This window comes from Microbacterium sp. CH-015 (assembly GCF_049707015.1).
Lineage (GTDB): Bacteria > Actinomycetota > Actinomycetes > Actinomycetales > Microbacteriaceae > Microbacterium > Microbacterium aurum.
Map to the genome: position 1 here is coordinate 294,446 of NZ_JBNAFJ010000001.1, position 19,414 is coordinate 313,859.

General features: G+C 67.4%; 17 protein-coding genes. 12 read left to right on the forward strand and 5 right to left on the reverse strand.

Annotated elements, in window-relative coordinates:
* Positions 1–165 precede the first annotated feature (165 nt).
* The 4 genes from ACPYN4_RS01340 (at position 166) to ACPYN4_RS01355 (ending at position 6,488) form a co-directional block, all read left to right on the forward strand.
* Entirely contained in the window at positions 166–2,283 is a 2,118-nt protein-coding gene (locus ACPYN4_RS01340; RefSeq protein WP_424445420.1) for an acyltransferase family protein, read from the forward strand.
* A gap of 11 nt (positions 2,284–2,294) precedes the next feature.
* Positions 2,295–3,443, forward strand: a complete 1,149-nt coding sequence (glf, locus tag ACPYN4_RS01345; RefSeq protein WP_424445421.1) for a UDP-galactopyranose mutase — start codon at positions 2,295–2,297, stop codon at positions 3,441–3,443.
* A 250-nt stretch (positions 3,444–3,693) separates the two neighbouring features.
* A complete protein-coding gene (locus ACPYN4_RS01350; RefSeq protein WP_424445422.1) occupies positions 3,694–5,253 on the forward strand; it encodes a hypothetical protein in 1,560 nt (519 codons plus the stop codon).
* Between the two features lie 101 nt (positions 5,254–5,354).
* Complete coding sequence (locus ACPYN4_RS01355) at positions 5,355–6,488, forward strand: polysaccharide pyruvyl transferase family protein (RefSeq protein WP_424445423.1); 1,134 nt, start codon at positions 5,355–5,357, stop codon at positions 6,486–6,488.
* A 16-nt stretch (positions 6,489–6,504) separates the two neighbouring features.
* On the opposite strand, the gene ACPYN4_RS01360 is transcribed toward ACPYN4_RS01355, so the two are convergent.
* The 3 genes from ACPYN4_RS01360 to rfbA are packed head-to-tail and all read right to left on the reverse strand — an operon-like array spanning position 6,505 to position 9,789.
* Positions 6,505–7,917: a sugar nucleotide-binding protein gene (locus ACPYN4_RS01360; protein ID WP_424445424.1), complete on the reverse strand. Its 1,413-nt coding sequence runs from the start codon at positions 7,915–7,917 to the stop codon at positions 6,505–6,507.
* Between the two features lie 4 nt (positions 7,918–7,921).
* Positions 7,922–8,920, reverse strand: coding sequence for a dTDP-glucose 4,6-dehydratase (rfbB, locus tag ACPYN4_RS01365; protein ID WP_424445425.1), 999 nt, complete (start codon positions 8,918–8,920; stop codon positions 7,922–7,924).
* Positions 8,920–9,789, reverse strand: a complete 870-nt coding sequence (rfbA, locus tag ACPYN4_RS01370) for a glucose-1-phosphate thymidylyltransferase RfbA (protein WP_424445426.1) — start codon at positions 9,787–9,789, stop codon at positions 8,920–8,922. The genes rfbB and rfbA overlap by 1 nt, the downstream gene beginning before the upstream one ends.
* Before the next feature lie 71 nt (positions 9,790–9,860).
* On the opposite strand from rfbA, the gene ACPYN4_RS01375 reads away from it, so the two are divergent.
* The 8 genes from ACPYN4_RS01375 (at position 9,861) to ACPYN4_RS01410 (ending at position 17,354) form a co-directional block, all read left to right on the forward strand.
* The gene (locus tag ACPYN4_RS01375) at positions 9,861–10,592 is read left to right on the forward strand and encodes a glycosyltransferase family 2 protein (RefSeq protein ID WP_424445427.1); all 732 of its coding nucleotides are present in this window, start codon (positions 9,861–9,863) and stop codon (positions 10,590–10,592) included.
* Positions 10,589–10,972 carry a DUF2304 domain-containing protein gene (locus ACPYN4_RS01380; protein ID WP_424445428.1) on the forward strand — a complete coding sequence of 128 codons (384 nt, stop codon included), beginning with the start codon at positions 10,589–10,591 and terminating at the stop codon, positions 10,970–10,972. The genes ACPYN4_RS01375 and ACPYN4_RS01380 overlap by 4 nt, the downstream gene beginning before the upstream one ends.
* On the forward strand, positions 10,962–12,215 hold the full coding sequence (locus ACPYN4_RS01385) for a hypothetical protein (RefSeq protein ID WP_424445429.1): 1,254 nt from the start codon (positions 10,962–10,964) through the stop codon (positions 12,213–12,215). The genes ACPYN4_RS01380 and ACPYN4_RS01385 overlap by 11 nt, the downstream gene beginning before the upstream one ends.
* A 64-nt stretch (positions 12,216–12,279) precedes the next feature.
* Positions 12,280–13,254 carry a GDP-L-fucose synthase family protein gene (locus tag ACPYN4_RS01390; RefSeq protein WP_424445430.1) on the forward strand — a complete coding sequence of 325 codons (975 nt, stop codon included), beginning with the start codon at positions 12,280–12,282 and terminating at the stop codon, positions 13,252–13,254.
* Between the two features lie 42 nt (positions 13,255–13,296).
* Positions 13,297–14,112 (forward strand): glycosyltransferase, encoded by an 816-nt coding sequence (locus ACPYN4_RS01395; RefSeq protein ID WP_424445431.1) that lies wholly within the window; start codon positions 13,297–13,299, stop codon positions 14,110–14,112.
* Positions 14,113–14,200: 88 nt separating this feature from the next.
* Positions 14,201–15,229 (forward strand): GDP-mannose 4,6-dehydratase, encoded by a 1,029-nt coding sequence (gene gmd, locus ACPYN4_RS01400; protein WP_424445432.1) that lies wholly within the window; start codon positions 14,201–14,203, stop codon positions 15,227–15,229.
* The gene (locus ACPYN4_RS01405) at positions 15,229–16,173 is read left to right on the forward strand and encodes an NAD-dependent epimerase/dehydratase family protein (protein WP_424445433.1); all 945 of its coding nucleotides are present in this window, start codon (positions 15,229–15,231) and stop codon (positions 16,171–16,173) included. The genes gmd and ACPYN4_RS01405 overlap by 1 nt, the downstream gene beginning before the upstream one ends.
* Complete coding sequence (locus ACPYN4_RS01410; protein WP_424445434.1) at positions 16,170–17,354, forward strand: DegT/DnrJ/EryC1/StrS family aminotransferase; 1,185 nt, start codon at positions 16,170–16,172, stop codon at positions 17,352–17,354. Before ACPYN4_RS01405 ends, ACPYN4_RS01410 begins: the two co-directional genes overlap by 4 nt.
* A 37-nt stretch (positions 17,355–17,391) precedes the next feature.
* Here the strand turns inward: ACPYN4_RS01410 and ACPYN4_RS01415 are convergent, their stop codons facing one another.
* Together ACPYN4_RS01415 and ACPYN4_RS01420 are read right to left on the reverse strand one after the other, a co-directional pair.
* The gene (locus ACPYN4_RS01415) at positions 17,392–18,483 is read right to left on the reverse strand and encodes a glycosyltransferase family 4 protein (protein WP_424445435.1); all 1,092 of its coding nucleotides are present in this window, start codon (positions 18,481–18,483) and stop codon (positions 17,392–17,394) included.
* A 31-nt stretch (positions 18,484–18,514) separates the two neighbouring features.
* Positions 18,515–19,399: an S-layer homology domain-containing protein gene (locus ACPYN4_RS01420; protein ID WP_424445436.1), complete on the reverse strand. Its 885-nt coding sequence runs from the start codon at positions 19,397–19,399 to the stop codon at positions 18,515–18,517.
* Between the last annotated feature and the right edge of the window lie 15 nt (positions 19,400–19,414).

The following is a 19,414-nucleotide window of genomic DNA, read 5'->3' on the forward strand; positions in this document are numbered from 1 at the left end:
CCTGGATGGGCGCGCAGACACGATCCAGGGGGCGGCGCGCCGGAGGTGTTCGGCCGACGGCGAGTAGACTGCCACCTCGTCCGGCATCGCTGGCAGTCGCGGCGCTTCGACCGCGGCGTCCGTTCATCGCCGTTTCCGCCTTGCTCGAAGCCTCCGGTGCCCCTCATGAACCTCGTCGACAACAGTCCTCTCCCGGTGCGGGCCGACGCGCGCCCGGCTCACTTCCGCACCGACGTGCAGGCGCTGCGGACCGTCGCGATCACGGCGGTCGTGCTCAACCATCTGTGGCCCCACTCGCTCACGGGAGGCTATGTCGGCGTCGATGTCTTCTTCGTCATCTCGGGGTTCCTCATCACCGGCCACCTCTTCCGTGAGTTGGCCGACGCCGGGCGAATCCGGCTCGGCGCGTTCTACGCGAGACGCATCCGTCGCCTGCTGCCGGCCGCCCTGCTCGTGCTTCTGGTCTCCGTTGTACTGGTGGCGGTGTTCCTGCCGTATCCGCGGTGGGATCGCAACGCGGCCGAGATCGCGGCGAGCGCCGGCTACGTCGAGAACTGGTTCCTCGCGGCGATGTCGGTCAACTACTCGGCGCTCAACGACAGTGCGACCGTCGCCCAGCATTACTGGTCGCTGTCGGTGGAAGAGCAGTTCTACCTCGTCTGGCCGATCCTGCTGTTGGCCGCCGTGGCGATCGTGCGCAGCGGTCGTCTCTCGCTGCGCGCGCGCGTCGCGCTGGCTCTCGGCGTGGTGGGTGTCGGCTCGTTCGTGGCATCCGTCGCATTCACCGTCGTCTCGCCCGCCCAGGCGTACTTCGTCACCTTCACCCGCGCGTGGGAGTTCGCCGTCGGGGGCGCAGTAGCCCTGTTCGCGGCGAGGCTGCCGCTCACGCGCGCATGGGCGGGCGTCCTCGCGGCGGGAGGCCTCGCCGCGATCGCAGCCGCGGCGCTGCTGTACGGCAGTGAGACGCCGTTCCCGGGGTCTGCGGCGCTCGCGCCGGTGATCGGAACGGCCGCGATCATCGTCGCCGGCACCCGCCACGAACGACTCTGGCACACCCCGGTGAGCGCAAGTCGGCCCGTGCAATGGGTCGGCGCTGCCTCGTACTCGCTGTACCTCTGGCACTGGCCGCTCATCGTCATCGCGCCGTTCGCGCTGGCGCGGGAACTCACCACGCCCGTCAAGGTCGCGATCCTCGCCCTCGCCGTCGTCCTCGCCGGCCTGACGCGGTCGTTCGTCGAGAGCCCGGCTCAGCGGTGGTCATGGTGGTCTCGCTCCGTCCGGCGCTCGCTGATCGGCATGGCGATCGGCATGACGGTCGTCCTCGTGGGCTGTGCCGCACTGTTCGGTGTCTACACGGTGCGCGCAGCGGCGGATTCCCCGACAGCTCCGCTGCCGACGGGGTCGTGCGTGGGCCCGGCGGCGCTCGAGAACCCCTCCGCCTGCCCGGGCCGCTTCGGGCCCGCGGAATCGGTGGTGATGACTGCGAGGAACGAGTACTTCTACACGCCTCCCGAATGCGGCGACATGCTCGACATCCTCACGGCGGGAGACAAGCTCACGACCTATCGCTGCGACTTCTCGGGGGGATCGCCCACCGAGCGAGTGTGGCTGGTCGGCGACTCTCACGCGCAGCAGTGGCAGGGCGCCGTGTTCGAGCTGGCGCGCGAGCGCGGATGGGAGGTGACGACGAGCTACCTCGGCGGCTGCCCCGTCGCCGACGTGAGCTTCGTGGGATTCCGCACACCGTGGGGGCCCGCGGATGCCGACGCCTGCATGCGCTGGGGGGATGAGGTCTCCGACGCGATCGTCGCCGAGCGTCCGGATGTCGTCTTCACATCGATGGCCGCGCGGCTGCAGCTCGTCGACGACGGGTCGGGGCGGCCCGCCACCGAGCAGTTCGCCGACGGACTCGTCCGCGACTGGACGAGGTGGGCGGATGCCGGCTCGCGCGTGGTCGCGATCGGCGACCCGCCGCTCAACGGCGAAGTCCGGGGTGCCGACTGCGTCACGCTCAATGCCTCCGATCCACTCACCTGCGCGCGCCCCCTCGCTCAGGCGCAGCCGCCGGACCCGATCGTCCTCGCCGCCGAGCGCGTCCAGGATCCCCGCGTGCAGGTCATCGACTTCACCGACGCGTTCTGCGACGACTCGCTCTGCTACGCCGTGGTGGGCGGCATCCCCGTGTATTACGACGCCGATCACCTGAATCTCGAGTACGTGCGCCTGCTCGCACCGCGCCTCGGGACGACCCTCGACCAGATGCCGACGACTTCGCCCGGATAGACTCGACACCCATGGATCTCCTCATCGTCGGCTCGGGCTTTTTCGGTCTCACGATCGCCGAGCGGGCCGCTGCGTCCGGCCGCAAGGTCACGGTCATCGACCGCCGCCACCACCTCGGCGGCAACGCCTACAGCGAGAACGAGGCGACGACCGGTATCGAGGTGCACCGGTACGGTGCGCACCTGTTCCACACGTCGAACCCGGCGGTGTGGGAGTACGTGAACCGGTTCACGACGTTCACCGACTACGTCCACCGCGTGTACACGAACCACCGGGGCGTCGTGTATCCGCTGCCGATCAACCTCGGCACGATCAACCAGTTCTTCCAGGCGGCGTACTCGCCGGATCAGGCGCGGGCGTTCGTGCAGGAGCTCGCGGGCGAGTTCGACCCGAAGTCGGCGCAGAACCTCGAGGAGCGGGGGATCGGCCTCATCGGGCGTCCGCTGTATGAGGCGTTCATCCGCGACTACACCGCGAAGCAGTGGCAGACCGACCCGAAAGACCTCCCCGCTGAGATCATCAGTCGCCTGCCGGTGCGGTACACGTACGACAACCGGTACTTCAACGACACGTGGGAGGGTCTGCCCACCGACGGCTACACGGCCTGGCTCGAGCGCATGGCCGACCACCCCAACATCGAGATCCGGCTCGACACCGACTTCTTCGACCCGTCCCAGCCGCTCCACAAGGCCGCGACCGTCGGGCAGCTCCCGATCGTCTACACGGGGCCCGTCGACCGCTACTTCGACTACGTCGAGGGCGAGCTCAGCTGGCGCACCCTCGACTTCGAGGAGGAAGTGCTCGAGGTCGACGACTTCCAGGGCACGAGCGTCATGAACTACGCGGATGCCGAGGTGCCCTACACCCGCATCCACGAGTTCAAGCACTTCCATCCTGAGCGCGCCGACCGCTACCCGACCGACCGCACGGTCATCATGCGCGAGTTCTCGCGCTTCGCGACCCGCGCCGACGAGCCCTACTACCCGGTCAACACCCCAGACGACCGTGCGGGCCTGCTCGCCTACCGCGAACTCGCGAAGGGCGAGGCGGACGTCCACTTCGGCGGGCGCCTCGGCACCTACCAGTACCTCGACATGCACATGGCCATCGGGTCCGCACTCTCGATGTGGAACAACACGCTCTCCGGCGCGGACCGCTGAAAGAAGTCGCCGAAGCATTCCGCTGTTTCACAGTATTTGCTGGGAGAACTCCCAGTGTAGGCTGAGCCCACATTCACGCTGTACGACGGAGGGCAAGCGGATGGGCAATCGGAGTCGACGGTTCTCTCGCCTGGGAATCTTCGCGGTTCTCGGACTCTGTGTCGGTACGCTCCTGCCCGCCGCTGCGCTCTCGGCCAGCGCCGCCCCCGCCGGTCCGGAGGATGCGTGGCCCGTTCCCGGGGGTTACGCGTTGCTGCCTGAGCTCGGGCCCGATTCGGTCTGGTACAACGAGACCGGCCAGGCCATCGATCTCGGCAATGGCCGTGTGGTTGCGCCGGGGGGACTCATCGGCTACCCGCTGTGGACGATGTGGCCCGCCGGTAGTCTTCCGGCGTGTACAGCAGCATCCGACGCCGATCAGGCGTCGCGCGTGTGGGCGTTCACGGACACGCTCGGCAATGTTCTCGCCGATGCGCAGGTCGCAGGATTCGGGGAGACACCCGTCGCCCCCGCATACCGGATCATCATTACGCCGGACGTCGAGTTCTCATCCAACATCGGTGGCGCGGTCAGGGCGACGTGCCTTCACACGGACGGCACGGCTCCCACTGAACTGGCGTCGATTCCGGTGCGGATCGCGCCTGATCCGCACCCCCTCTACGCGTCGACGACGCAGTTCACCCTGAACGGCTTCCGGGCGGGGAACGTGGCCTCGCTCGACCTGATGGGCTTCGCGCCCGGCGAGGAGGTGACGGTCTCGCTCATCAACACGACGGGCGGGGGACAGGCCCTGCTCACTCAGGCGATCGTTACCGCCGACGGGGCAGGCGGCGTGGCCGCGCGCCTTGACGTCCCCGCGGCGTGGGGCGGGAGCATCGAGATGATCGACTTCGTTGCCGCGGGCGCGACGAGCCGATATGTCTACTGGAACTACGAGACACCTGACACCGTCGACCCCACTGACGGCGCGTTCCACGCCTACATCGCTCCGAGCAGTGATTCTCCCTCGGGACGCGCTGCCCTCGTCGGCCTCTACGGCTACGACCCCGGGGCGACTGTGAAGGTGTACCTGCACTCGTCGGGCGCACCGGTGGAGCTCGGCACGGTCACCGTCGGCGGCGATGGGACGGCCTCCGTCACGCTCCCACTGCCCGAGAGCATTCCGCTCGACGCGCGACTGTGGGCGGGAGAGAAGACCGGCGGCTACGTGATGCTCAGCGCCCCGCTCGAGACGCTCACATTCCGTGACGTGCCCGCGAACTATGTCTTCCATGACCAGATCGCCTGGATGGCCGATCAGGGCATCTCCCTGGGCTACGACGTCTTCGCAGGTCGTGAGTATCGACCGTTCGGCACCGTGACGCGTGACCAGATGGCCGCGTTCCTGTACCGCTACGCCGGTTCGCCGGACTACGATCCGCCGACGACGTCACCGTTCGTGGACGTTCCGACGAACTACGTCTTCTACAAGCAGATCGCATGGCTCGCGTCGGAGAGGATCTCCACGGGCTGGGATGTCGGCGGCGGAAAAAAGGAGTACCGGCCCTTCCAGCCGGTGAGCCGCGATGTGATGGCTGCGTTCCTCTACCGCTCGGCGGGCTCGCCGGCATTCGAGCCGCCGGCGTCCTCGCCCTTCGTCGACATCCCGAAGAACTACGTGTTCTACAAGGAGATCTCCTGGCTCGCTGCCGCGGGCATCTCCACCGGCTGGGATGTGGGCGGTGGCAAGAAGGAGTACCGCCCCTTCTCGTCCGTGCTTCGCGATCAGATGGCCGCGTTCCTGTACCGCAGCAACGCCCTGCTGAACTGACAGTCGCGGACGGGCGCCCGTCGATCGCGCGGCGGGCGACCCACTTGTTCGATAATGGTGTCGGCCTCTGTACCCGACCAGAGCCGGGAAGGCGTGCGTTCATGTTCGGTCGTCGACGCGACCGGAGACCGATCTATCTCGTCTCCGCGGCTGGTCTTCCCAACTACGGAGACGAGATCCTCACGCGCGTGTGGCTCGACTGGCTCGCGGTCCATCGCCCCGACGCGCCCGTGTGGCTGGACTGCCCCGAGCCGGGTCGCGCCAATCACCTCTTCCGCGACACGCACCCGCTGCTGCGAACGACGAACACGCTCTGGCACCTCGCATTCGGATCGCAGGGCATGGATCTCGATGAGGGCGCGGCGCGCGCTGCTCGGCTCGTCACCGACTACGGCTCACCGCGGTTCGATCTCGGCCTGGAAGAGCTGCGTGGAATGCGTTCGGTCCACCTGCTGGGAGGGGGATACCTCAACTCGGTCTGGGAGAACCATCTGTTCATCCTCCCGGCGCTCGTCTCCCTCAAGGAGCACTTCGACGTCCCGCTGTATGCCACCGGCCAGGGCGTTCTGCCACTGAGCGATCACGCGCGCGAGCTGGTGACCGGGTGGGTCCGTCACTTCGAGTTGTTCGAGGCGCGCGACGCCGCCAGCGCCGACGCCGTCGGTGCAGTGAGCGGCATCGACGATGCCTTCCTGGCCGTCGCCAACAGCAGGACGTTGTACGCGGACGCTGCGACACCCGACGTGATGCTCCTGCTGCAGGGCGACTTCGTCGAACCGGAGGTGCGGGAATCGCTGATCGATGCCGCGGTGCGATTCGTCGACTCACACGGCGAGCACTCCACTGTCGGCCTTGTCGAGGGCATCCCGCCGGATGACTCGTGGGCGCTTCCGCTGCTGCGGGCCCGCGGCATCGATGTCGACTTCTATTCGTTCGGCCGACTGTGGCAGGAGGGCCTGCCTGCCCGAGAAGGCCAGAGCTGGCTGTCGACGCGCTTCCACTTCCACCTGCTCGCGGCTGCGGCGGGCGCGCGTGGTGCCGTCATCGAGCTGGACCCTGCATACTACGGCGTCAAGCACGGATCGCTCCGTGACCTCGGCACCGGGTGGGCTCACCTGGCAAGTCTCGATCCGGGTGCCGACATCGTCGCGACGGTCAATGACCAGTTCTCTGATCGGGTCGCGGACCTCGGTGCCCGCAAGGCCGCCGTCGCGAAGCGGATCTACCAGAGCTGAAGAGCGGTCGGTCCGGTCAGGCGCCGGCGAGGTAATCGGCGAGTCGACCGGATACCAGGCCGAGAGGCACGTTCCGGGTCGTCGCCTTCGTGAGGTCGAGCACGCTGTTGCGTGGTCTCGGCGCGATCGGCCCCGTCGCCGACGCGAAGTACTCCTCGGTCGACACACCGGTCACCCGTTCCGGATCGTGGCCCGTCAGCGCGAAGACCGCACGCGCGATGTCAGCCCACGAATGTGGCTCGCCGTCGCCCGTGAGGTTGTAGACGCCGAACGGCGCGGCGTGCTCGACGAGGTGACGGATGCCACGGGCGATGTCGGCGGTGAACGTCAGCCGCCCGATCTGATCGTCGACGACCCTCGGTTCGATGCCGCGCTCGGCGAGCGACGCCATCGTGCGGACGAAGTTGCTGCCGTCGCCGATCACCCAGCTGGTGCGCACGATGTAGTGACGCGGCGCGGTCGACACCACCGCGTCGCCGGCGGCCTTCGTCTGTCCGTAGACGCCGAGCGGGCACACCGGATCGTCCTCGCGGTACGGGCGGTCGAGCGTGCCGTCGAAGACATAGTCGCTCGACACGTGCACGAGCGTGATGCCGTTGTCTGCGGCGATGCGCGCGAGCGTGGCGACGCCGGTGACGTTCGCTGCCCAGGCGTCCTTTCGCCCTTCGGGCGTCTCGGCGAGGTCGACCCTGGTGTGAGCGGCGGCGTTGATGATCGTGCCGTAGTCGCGCCAGCGGCGCGCGGTCGCGAGATCGGTGGAGGAGATGTCGAACGTCGACCGGTCGGCGTACTCGACGTGCGGCGCATCGCCGTACTCGGCCCGCAGGGCGCGGCCGAGCTGCCCATTCGCGCCGACGACGAGGATCTTCTTCGGCGGGATGGGGGTGACGTCCGCCATGCGTGGGTGGGCGAGGTCCTTCGCCGAGATCTCGACGTCCGACAGCGGGATCGGCCAGCCGATCGCGGCCGTCTCGTCGGCGAGATTGAGGAACGAGTACGCGGCATCCGGCGACCAGTGGTCGTTGACGAGGTACGTGTAGGCGGTGTCGGGCTCGAGGGTCTGATACGAGTTCCCGACGCCGCGCGGAACGAAGATCGCCTTCGACGGGTCGAGCTCCGTCGTGAAGACGGCGCCGAAGGTCGGCCCTTCGCGCAGGTCCACCCAGGCTCCGAAGATGCGCCCCGTGGCGACGGAGACCCACTTGTCCCATGGCTCGGCGTGGATGCCACGGGTCGTCCCGACGGCGTCGTTGAACGAGATGTTGTTCTGCACCGGCCCGAAGTCTGGAAGGCCGAGCGCCGTCATCTTCTCGCGCTGCCAGTTCTCCTTGAACCACCCGCGCGCATCGCCGTGAACGGGCAGATCGAAGACCACGAGCCCGGGAATGGTCGTCTCGGTCGCCCCCAGAGGCTTGCCGTACTCCGTCACGCGGTCACTGCCCCTTGCTGGCGTAGAACGCCTCGACGCCGTCCTTGTCGGCCGCCCACCAGGCCTCGTTCGCGCGGTACCAGTCGATCGTCGCGGCAAGCCCTGCCTCGAAGTCGCGGTACTGGGGCTGCCAGCCGAGTTCGGTGCGCAGCTTCGTCGAGTCGATCGCGTACCGCAGGTCGTGCCCCGCGCGGTCGGTCACGTGATCGTATGCCCCGGCACCCTGGCCCATGAGATCGAGGATCAGCTCGACGACGGTCTTGTTGTCCTTCTCGCCGTCCGCGCCGATGAGGTAGGTCTCGCCGATCTCACCCTTGTCGAGAATCGTCAGCACGGCCGAAGAGTGGTCGTCGGCGTGGATCCAGTCGCGCACGTTCTCGCCCGTGCCGTAGAGCTTGGGGCGGATGCCGCGGATGACGTTCGTGATCTGGCGGGGGATGAACTTCTCGACGTGCTGGTACGGGCCGTAGTTGTTCGAGCAGTTCGAGATCGTCGCCCGCACGCCGAACGAGCGCACCCAGGCGCGCACGAGAAGGTCGGAGCCCGCCTTGGTGCTGCTGTACGGCGACGACGGGTTGTAGGGGGTGCTCTCGGTGAAGCGCTCGGGGTCGTCGATCTCGAGGTCGCCGTACACCTCGTCGGTCGAGATGTGGTGCAGGCGGGTGCCGTGCTTTCGTGCGGCCTCGAGCAGCGTGTAGGTGCCGATGATGTTGGTGTCGAGGAACGGGCGCGGGTCGTTGAGCGAGTTGTCGTTGTGCGACTCGGCGGCGTAGTGCACGACGGCGTCGGCATCCGCGAAGAGCCCGTCGACGAGCGCCGCATCGGCGATGTCGCCCTGCACGAAGGCGAGCCTGTCCTCGGGAAGGCCGTCGAGGGATGCCCGGTTGCCCGCGTAGGTGAGCTTGTCGAGCACCGTGACGTGGTCGTCCGTGTGCTCTATGACATGGTGGACGAAGTTCGAGCCGATGAAGCCGGCTCCGCCGGTGACGAGCAGTCTGCGCATCAGCGCCCTCTCTCCAGAGACTCGAGCAGGTAGGTGCCGTACCCCGACTTGACGAGCTTCTCAGCGCGCACGCGCAGCTCGTCGTCGCTCAGGAATCCCTGTCGCCACGCGACCTCTTCGGGCACCCCGATCGACAGCCCGGTACGACGTTGGATCGTGCGGACGTACTCCGCGGCATCCGTCATCTGGTCGAACGTGCCGGTGTCGAGCCACGCCGTGCCGCGGGGCAGCACCTCTACCTTGAGCTTTCCACGCTCGAGGTAGGCCCGGTTCACGTCGGTGATCTCGTACTCGCCGCGCGGGCTCGGGCGAAGGGCACGGGCGATCTCGACGACGTCGTTGTCGTAGAAGTAGAGCCCCGGAACCGCGAAGTTGCTCTTCGGAGTCGCGGGCTTCTCCTCGAGCGAGACGGCTCGGCCGGCCTCGTCGAACTCGACGACGCCGTACGCCGAGGGCTCGGCGACCCAGTAGGCGAACACGGCGCCGCCATCGACGTCGGCATAGCGCTTGAGCTGCGTGCCGAGGCCCGGGCCGTACAGCAGGTTGTCACCGAGTACGAGGGCGACCTTGTCGTCGCCGATGAAGTCGGCGCCGATCGTGAACGCCTGCGCGAGTCCGTCGGGCGACGGCTGCTGCGCGAAGGTCAGGCGGATGCCGAATCGTGACCCGTCGCCGAGCAGACGCTCGAAGAACGGCGCGTCGTGCGCGGTCGTGATGATCAGGATGTCGTCGATGCCGGCGAGCATTAGCGTCGACAACGGGTAGTAGACCATCGGCTTGTCGTAGACCGGGATGAGCTGCTTGGAGACCCCCAGCGTGATCGGGTGCAACCGCGTGCCGGAGCCTCCGGCGAGGATTATGCCTTTCACAGCCCAATCGTGGCATAGACGCGGCGCGCTTCGCGTTCTCGTCGCAAACGCCCACGGTAGGATCGAACGTCATGGAGGCCCCCGCCGAGCGCACGCTCATCATCGTGCCCGCCTGGAATGAGTCTCGGAACGTCGGCAAAACGGTGCGAGAGATCCGCGGTCACTTCGACCAATACGACGTCGTCGTGGTCGATGACGGCTCGACCGACGACACCGCGGCAGTCGCCCGGGAGGCGGGAGCCCGCGTACTCATCCTCCCGTTCAACATGGGCGTCGGGGGGGCGATGCGCACCGGGTTCACCTACGCCCAGCGCCACGGCTACGACCGAGCGATCCAGGTGGATGCCGACGGCCAGCACAACCCGGCCGACATTCCGGAGGTCCTCGCGGGCCTTCAGAAGGCCGACATCTCGATCGGTGCTCGGTTCGCCGACAAAGGCGAATATGAGGTGCGGGGACCCCGCCGCTGGGCGATGGTCTTCCTCGCGTCGGTCATCTCCGCCGTGGCGAAGACCAAGCTGACGGACGTCACGAGTGGGTTTCGTGCGGCGAACCGCAAGGCGATCGATCAGTACGTCCGCTACTACCCGGCGGAGTATCTCGGCGACACGGTCGACTCTCTCGTGAGCGCGATCCACTCGGGCCTCACAGTCACGCAGGTCCCGGTTGCGATGCGGGCCCGGATGCACGGCAGCCCGAGCCAGAACTTCATCGGCTCTGCGATCTACCTGCTGCGTTCCGTCTTTGCACTGAGTCTTGCACTCATGCGCGGGCGTCGTCGCCCCGCGGAGGCCAGCGCATGATCGTTGTCGCCGGCATCTGCTTTGCACTGATCGTCCTCGTGATCATCGTGTCCATGCTGCTTCGTCGACAGCTGCGCGAGAAGTACGCGACGCTGTGGATCATCATCGGGCTCGCCATCCTGGTCCTCGCGATCTTCCCCGGCCTGCTGGTGGGCCTCACTCATCTGCTCGGTGTCGAGGTGCCGTCGAACCTGATCTTCGCCCTCGCCATCGTGCTCCTGGTCGGCGTCGCGCTCCACCTGTCGTGGGAACTGTCGCAGGCGGAGGACGAGGTGCGCCGCGTCGCAGAGGATGTCGCGATCCTCCGCGCCGAGGTCGAAGAGCTGCGCACCGACCTCGGTCGCCCCGGGGGCGAGCCCGAGACCCGCGATGAAGGCTGAGTCCGCCGCGAGCGGACTGCGCAGCATCCTCGTCGCGACCGCGATAGCGGGTGTGTTCGGCTACGCGATTCAGCTTCTCGCGCCCCGGATGCTGCAGGACGGATCGTCGTATGTGGCGTTCTCGGTGTTCTGGTCGGCGCTGTACCTCGGGGTATCGGCGATGTCGGGGGTGCAGCAGGAGGTCGCACGCGCTGCGCATCCCGCCTCCGGCGAGCCTCCGACCGCCGTCCTGCGCACGTTCACGTTGTGGGCGGGACTCGTCGTCGTGTGCGTGTCGGTGATCGTCGCCGTGTGGTTCGGCGGAGCGCTCCTGCAAGCGGGTGTGCCGAGCGTGGCGGCGATCTTCTCCGTGGGGCTCGTCGGCTATCTGGCCAACGCGGTGCTGTCGGGTGTGCTCTACGGGCTGCGGCTCTGGACGCCGGTCGCCGCGCTCATCGTCATCGACGTCGTGATCCGCGCCGCGCTGACAATCACCGGTTTCGCCGCCCAGTTGCCGACCGCCGTGCTCGCACTGTTCGTGGCGATCCCCTTCGGCGCCTCGTTCGGCATCGTGTGGCTCTGGGTTCGGCGACGCGTGATCGGCGCGTTCCGGCTGGACGTGTCCCTGTCCCGGCTCTCCGCGCACGTCGTGGGCACGGTCGGCGCCGCGGCAGCGTCCGGAGTCATGATCACGGGCCTCCCGATGCTCATCGGTGTCATCGCGGCCGACGAGCCCGCTGCCGTCACCGGCGCACTGATCCTCGCCATCACGCTCACCCGCGCCCCCATCGTCATCCCGGTGATCGCCCTCCAGAGCTTCCTCATCTCCGCGGTGTTCCGCGGCGGGCGCGTTCTCCCCGGCCGTCTGATGCGCATCCTCGGTCTCGCGCTGGTCGCCGTCGCCGCGCTCGCAGCGCTCGGGTGGCTCATCGCGCCGCCGCTGATCACCTGGGTCTCCGGCGGCCGCTTCTCCGTCGATGGGTGGATGGCGGCGACGATCGTCGCCAGCGCCGGTCTCGTGGCCGCGATGTGCGTCACAGGACCGGCCCTGATCGCCGCACGACGGCATCTGGCCAACGCCGTGGGGTGGGGCGTCGCGGCGGCGGCGACCATCCTGGCGCTTGCGGTTCCGGGCGACATCGAGTTGCGCGTCGGGACGGCGCTCCTGGTCGCGCCGCTGATCGGACTTCTGCTTCAGGCCGGCGCCCTCCTGAGAAGGGCGGGAGATCCCGTCGCCGCGAACCCCCCGGGACCTGTGGGCTGAACGGCCGCCGCATCGCATCGCCAACTATCATTGAGACGAAGAAGAGTCGGGAGCACCTCACACAATGTCGCACGAGCCTACGTACGAGCCGAAAGAACTCGATCGAGACTCCATCGTCTACATCGCCGGCCACCGCGGTCTGGTCGGGTCGGGGATCTGGCGGGCGATGGAGGCCGCGGGCTTCACGAACCTCGTCGGCCGGACATCGAAGGAGCTCGATCTGCGCGATCGCGACGCGGTGTTCGACTTCTTTCGTGAGACGAAGCCCGACCACGTGGTGCTCGCGGCAGCCAAGGTGGGCGGCATCCTCGCCAACAGCACCTACCCCGTCGACTTTCTCTCCGACAATCTTCAGGTGCAGGTGAACGTCATGGACGCTGCGCTCGAGCAGGATGTCGAGCGGCTCCTGTTCCTCGGGTCGAGTTGCATCTACCCGCGCGACGCCGCTCAGCCCATCCGTGAGGAGAGCTTGCTGACGGGGCACCTCGAACCGACCAACGATGCCTACGCCATCGCCAAGATCGCCGGCATCCTCCAGGTGCAGAGCGTGCGCCGTCAGTACGGCCTTCCGTGGATCTCGGCGATGCCGACGAATCTCTACGGTCCCGGGGACAACTTCTCGCCGACCGGGTCGCACGTGCTCCCCGCGCTCATCCGCCGCTACGACGAAGCCGTCGCCGCGGGCGCAGACGAAGTGACGAACTGGGGAACGGGTGCTCCCCGACGCGAGTTCCTCCACGTCGACGACATGGCTTCGGCCTGCCTCTATCTGCTCGATCACTTCGATGGACCCGAGCAGGTCAACGTCGGCACCGGTGAAGACAGCACGGTGCGCGAGATCGCCGAACTGGTGGCGCAGGCCGTCGGGTTCGAGGGCCGGACCGAGTGGGACACCTCCAAGCCCGATGGCACCCCGCAGAAGCTCCTCGACATCTCGAAGCTCACCGCCGCCGGCTGGACCGCGTCGATCGGCCTGAAGGAGGGGCTCGAGTCGACCATCGACTGGTACCGCGCCAACCGCGCCTCGCTGCGTGGCTGATCTCCCGGCTCTCTTCCCCCCCATCACACGCGAGGCATCCTCTTGACTGACACCGCCCCCGGCATCCTCGTCGTGCTTCCCACCCTCGGCGACCGGCTGGAGTTTCTGCGAGAGACGTTGGAGTCGGTCGCGGTGCAGCGGTCCACCGTCGCACTGACGCTCGTCGTCGTCTCGCCGCCCTCCGCCGCCGAGGCGCGTGCGCTCGCGGAGTCCTACGATGCCGTGCTCGTCGATGATCCCAAACTCGGGATCAGTGCGGCGATCAACTGCGGGTTGAAGGCCCGGACGAGCGAGCGCTACTACGCCTGGATCGGCGACGACGACCTCTTCCGGCCGGGCGGACTCGCTCGCCTGCAGGGAATGCTGGAGTCGGATGCGCGCGCGGTCGTCGCCTACGGGGCGTGCGACTACGTCGATCCGCACGGGGGGATCGCGTGGGTGAGTGCGGCAGGACGGCTGGCGACGTTCATCCTGCCTTTCGGCCCCGACCTCATCCCCAATCCCGCGGCGCTGATCAGGTTCGACGACCTCGAGGCCATCGGCGGCTTCGACGAGAGCCTGCGCTACGCGATGGACCTGGACGCGTTCCTCTCGCTGCGCCGCCGGGGGCGCTTCCTCGCCACGCGCGAGCCGGTCGCCGCCTTCCGATGGCACCCCGATTCGCTCACGGTGGCGAACAGGCGGGCTTCGAGTGCGGAGTCCGAGGCCGTGAAACGCGCTCACCTTCCGAAGGGTCTCCGGCCCTTCTCCTTCCTTTGGGACCTGCCGGTGCGCTGGGCGTCGCGATATGCCGCGTCGCGAGTGACAGCGCGGGCACGCGCGCTGGCCGCGACGGTTCCCCCGGGGTCTCGCGAGTGAATGAGATAGGCTTGTCCCAACTCAGCTGGCGCTCGTCAGCACACAGGGCGCCCGGTGCGGTGCCCTCGGAATCGTCGGAGTCTTCAACATGAACAACGCGGAACTCAAGCGCGCCCTCGTCACGGGCATCACCGGCCAGGACGGCAGCTACCTCGCAGAGCTCTTGCTCGCCAAGGGGTATGAGGTTCATGGCCTCATCCGTCGGTCGTCGACGTTCAACACCGACCGCATCGACCACATCTACATGGATCCGCACACGCCGAATGCGCGGCTGAAGCTCCACTACGCCGATCTGACGGACGGATCCAGGCTCGTCACGCTGATCGACCAGATCCGCCCGCACGAGGTCTACAACCTCGCCGCGCAGTCGCACGTGCGGGTGAGTTTCGACGAGCCCGAGTACACGGGTGACGCGACCGGGCTCGGCACCATCCGTCTGCTCGAGGCCATCCGTGCGACCGGTTCGGATGCTCGCTTCTACCAGGCGAGCAGCTCGGAGATGTTCGGCGCGACGCCGCCGCCGCAAAGCGAGACCACGCCGTTCTACCCCCGCTCGCCCTACGGCGTCGCGAAGGTGTACTCGTACTGGATCACGAAGAACTACCGCGAGGCGTACGGCCTGTTCGCGGCGAACGGCATCCTGTTCAATCACGAGTCACCGCGCCGCGGCGACACCTTCGTGACACGCAAGATCACGCGGGCCGTCGCCAGGATCGCGGCCGGCAAGCAGGACTATCTCTACATGGGAAACCTCGACGCGGTTCGCGACTGGGGCTATGCGCCCGAGTACGTCGAGGCGATGTGGGGGATGCTCCAGCACGACACTCCGGAGGACTTCGTGGTCGCGACGAACACCGCCTACACGGTGCGCGACTTCCTCGAGTTCTCGTTCCGCCATGTGGGTCTCGACTGGGAGGACTACGTGCGCTTCGACGAGCGCTACCTGCGTCCGACCGAGGTCGACGCTCTGGTGGGCGACTTCAGCAAGGCGCAGGATCTGCTGGGATGGACGCCGAAGGTCCTCACCCCGCGCCTCGCGCAGATCATGGTCGAAGCCGATCAGAAGGCTTTCGAGCTCGAGGGCTCCCGATACGTGGACACCGTGCAGGGAGCCTGATGAGAGTTCTCCTGACCGGCGCTCAGGGGATGCTCGGATCGAGCTTCTTCGCGCGGCTTCGCCGCTCCGGAGACGACGTGGAGGTACTCGCGCCGCCTCGCTCGCAGCTCGACCTGCGAAACCGTGAGGCGGTTGCGGAGTATATCGCGGACGCGAGGCCGGACGCCGTCCTCCACGCCGCGGCGAAGGTCGCCGGCATCGCCGCCAAGCTGGCGGCGCCTCTCGACTACCTTCTCGACAACCTCCTCATGGACTCGAGCGTGATCGAGGGATCGATTCGCGGCGGCGTCTCGCGCCTCCTCTACGTCGGCACCGCCGCGGCCTTTCCCGCGGAGTACACACGGCCGTATGTCGAGAGCGACCTGATGACCGGTCCGCTCGAGTCTGCCAATGAGGGCTATGCGCTGTCGAAGGTGACCGCGATCAAGCTCTGCCAGTACGCGTCGGTGCAGCACGGACTCGTCTATCGTGCCGTCCTCCCGTCGAACCTCTACGGCCCCTACGATCACTTCGGATCGGCCGACGCCCACCTGGTCGCGGCGACGCTCACAAAAGTGCACCGAGCGAAGGCCGAGGGTGCGCCGAGCGTCGAGGTCTGGGGTGACGGCACGGCCCGCCGGGAGTTCACGTACTCCGAGGATCTCGCGGACTGGCTCGTTTCTCAGCTGGACTCCCTCGAAGACTGGCCAGCGTGGCTGAACGTCGGCGCGGGGGAAGACCACAGCATCGCCGAGTACTACGAGGTCGCGCGTGAGGTCGTCGGCTACGACGGCGATCTGAGATTCGACACCAGCAAGCCGTCCGGCGTTCCCCGGAGACTCATCGACTCCACTCGAGCGACCGAACTGGGCTGGCGCCCGCAGACGAGCATCCGCGATGGGATGGCGGAAGCGTATGTCGCGATGCAGGCGTTGTACACCGAACCCCGAGAGAAGGCACTATGACCGCCCAAGAAGAATCCGGATTCCCGCTGGCGACGAGCTCGTGGGACGATGCGGAGCACGATGCCATGCAGCGTGTGATCGCGAGCGGACGATTCACGATGGGTCCTCTGGTGGCGCAGTTCGAGCGTGACTTCGCTGCGCAGTTCGGCTCCGCGCACGCCGTGATGGTCAACTCGGGCAGCAGCGCCAACCTCGTTGCGATCGCCGCCGCCGTCCTCGACCCCGAGATCGACCTCAACCCCGGCGACGAAGTCCTCGTGCCCGCGGTGTCGTGGGCGACGACCTACTATCCGCTGCACCAGTACGGGCTCTCGTTGCGGTTCGTCGACATCGACATCGACACGCTGAACATGGATCTCGACCTCGCCGAGCAGGCGATCACGCCGCGCACGAAGGCCGTCTTCGCGGTGAACCTCCTCGGCAACCCGAACGATTTCGCGCGCCTCCAAGAGATCTGCGACCGCCACGGGCTGCTCCTGCTCGAGGACAACTGCGAGTCGCTCGGCGCGACGTTCGGCGGCAAGGTCGCGGGAACGTTCGGAGCCATGGGCACCTTCAGCACGTTCTACTCGCACCACATCGCGACCATGGAGGGCGGCGTGGTCCTCACCGATGACGAGCGGCTCTACCAGACCTTGGTGTCGCTGCGTGCGCACGGTTGGATCCGCGAGCTGCCCGAGCACAACTTCATTCACGACAAGACGGGCGACCCGTTCGAGGACTCGTTCTGCTTCGCGCTGCCGGGCTACAACTTCCGCCCGGTCGAGATGTCCGGTGCACTCGGCATCGAGCAGGTGAAGAAGATCCCGATGATCATCGAAGAGCGGCGCAAGAACGGCGCCTACTTCACCGAGGCGATCGGGTCGGTCGAGGGCATCCGCATTCAGCGTGAAGTCGGTGAGAGCAGCTGGTTCGGTTTCTCGATGGTTCTCGAGGGAGCGTATGCGGGTCGCCGTCGCGAGCTGGGTGCGGCACTGTCGGCCGCCGGAATCGAGTCTCGTCCGATCGTCGCCGGCAACTTCACCCGCAATCCGGTGATGGGATACTTGAACGCCGAGGTTCCCGACGCGCTCCCTGCTGCAGACGCCGTTCACTTCGACGGCCTCTTCATCGGCAATCGGCACTACGCGAGCACTGAGCACATCGACGCGCTCCGCGGCATCCTGCTCGATCTGCGCTGACAGCCCCCGATCTCGCAGGCAGCGTGAAGCGGCCCGGTCAGCCCTGCAGGGCGCGGGTGAACGACTCGAACGTGCCGGTCGCGACCTTCTCCCACGAGAACAGCGCTGCACGCTCGCGTCCGGCCACAGCGAGCTCGGCGAGGCGATCGGGGTTGTCGACGGCCTCCACCATGGCACGGCCGATCGCGGCATCGTCTGAGGAATCGAAGTAGATCGCGGCGTCGCCGCCGACCTCTCGGTAGACGGAGATGTCGGCCAGCAGCACGGGCAGGTCGATCATCATGGCCTCGAGAGCGGGCAACGAGAAGCCATCGCAGTGCGACGGCACGATGAGAGCGGTCACGCGCGAGTAGAGGGCGTCGAGGTCCTCGACACTGACCCAGGACAGAAGTTCGACGGAGTCCTCCACGCCGAGCTCTCGCACGAGCGGCAGAAGCGGGTCGTCCCCGTGGCTGCCGGTGATGATCACCCGGGGGCGGCGGGACGGTTCGATCGTCGCAACAGCGCGCACCAGCCCGTCGAAGTTCTTGTGCGGGCGGCGGTTGCCCACCGCGAGGAAGGTCGCGCGATCGCGTTGCACCGGTCCGCGTTCACGCGGCTGCACCGTGCCCGCCAGGGGGACCAGATCCGTGCGGTCGGGCGGGAAGTGGAGGTACTTGCGGATGTCGGCGGCGGACGCCTCGCTGATGGTGAGGATGCGCGTCGCGTTTGCTGCCGCGCGCTTCTCCATCCACTTGACCGGCTCGGTGTACAGCCCGGTCAGCATGTACTCGGGGTGCGCGAAGTACAGCAGGTCGTGCATCGAGATCACAACGGGGACGTTCGAGCGCATGGGGCCCAGCATCGCCGGGCAGTGGATGAGGTCTGCGTTCAGCCGCCGCGCCGCCTTGGCGACGCCGAACAGCTCTCCGTATGCCCACGAGAACCGGTTCTCGCCGCTGTATCCCGAAGGAATCACCTCGCCGGGGAACCACGAGTGGTCGTGGGTGAGGAACTCCTTGCTCGCGTAGCCCACGAACTCGAACGGCGAGTCCATCTGCCCGATCTGACGGTAGAGCTCGCGAGTGTAGGTCTCTGTCCCGCCCTTCGTGCCGGTGTACGAGAGAAGGTCGACAAGAACTCTGGGCATAGTGATCGATTTTATCAGCGCGGGCTCGGCATCACGCCTGGCGCCAGCGCGGCTGCGTCTCTCCGGGGAGCTGAGTGCACCGCATGAGCACACCGGTCACGGTATAGCCGTACCATCCGAGCCTCGCCTGTCCGCAGAAGGCGCCGCTGGTGACATGGTCGGACACGAGGGGCGACGGCGGGGGTGCGCACGTGTTGCCCACGAGCGGCGTCGTGCCGCCGTTCTCCATCCGGTAGAGGAACGCAGCCATCTCGGAGCGCGTCACGTTCTGATACGGGCGGTACTCGTAGCAGCCGTAGCCCACGTTCCAGCCCGTCGAGATGCCCTCGGAGGCGAGCCAGAGGATCTCCGTCGCGAACACCGTGCTGCCGGTGACGTCACGGAACGGGCTCACTCCGGCGTCGAAGGCCGGGCTCAGCTGGAATCGGTGCAGGAATCTCGCCATCACGTCGCGCGACGTCGAGAGGAAGGGACGGAACTCTGCTCCTGCGGGGGTCGACCACCCGGCTGAGATGCCCTGCTCCGCGAGCCAGGCAATCTCGCGGTAGAACACGAAATCCGTCGACACATCGATGAACGGCGAGGTGGTCGGAACGTCGAAGTTCGGCGAGCCCGACAGCCGGTAGAGGAACGCTGCCATCTCCCCGCGGAGGATCTGCGCCTGCGGCCGGAACTCGTACATCCCGGGCGAGACCTCCCAGCCGCGCGTGACGCCGGCGGAGGCGAGCCAGGCGATCTCGTTCTCGAAGACGTGGCCGTTCGTATCGGTGAAGATCGGCGCGGGGTTGTCCACGGCGGGCGCAATGACGGACGTGCCGCGAACGTCGGCGGACGCCGCGAGGGCGGCCGTCGGCAGGAGCATCCCCAGCACGACGGCGGCGATGGCGAGGACGAGTGAGCGGGGGAAGGTGCGCATGCTGACCGACTTCCA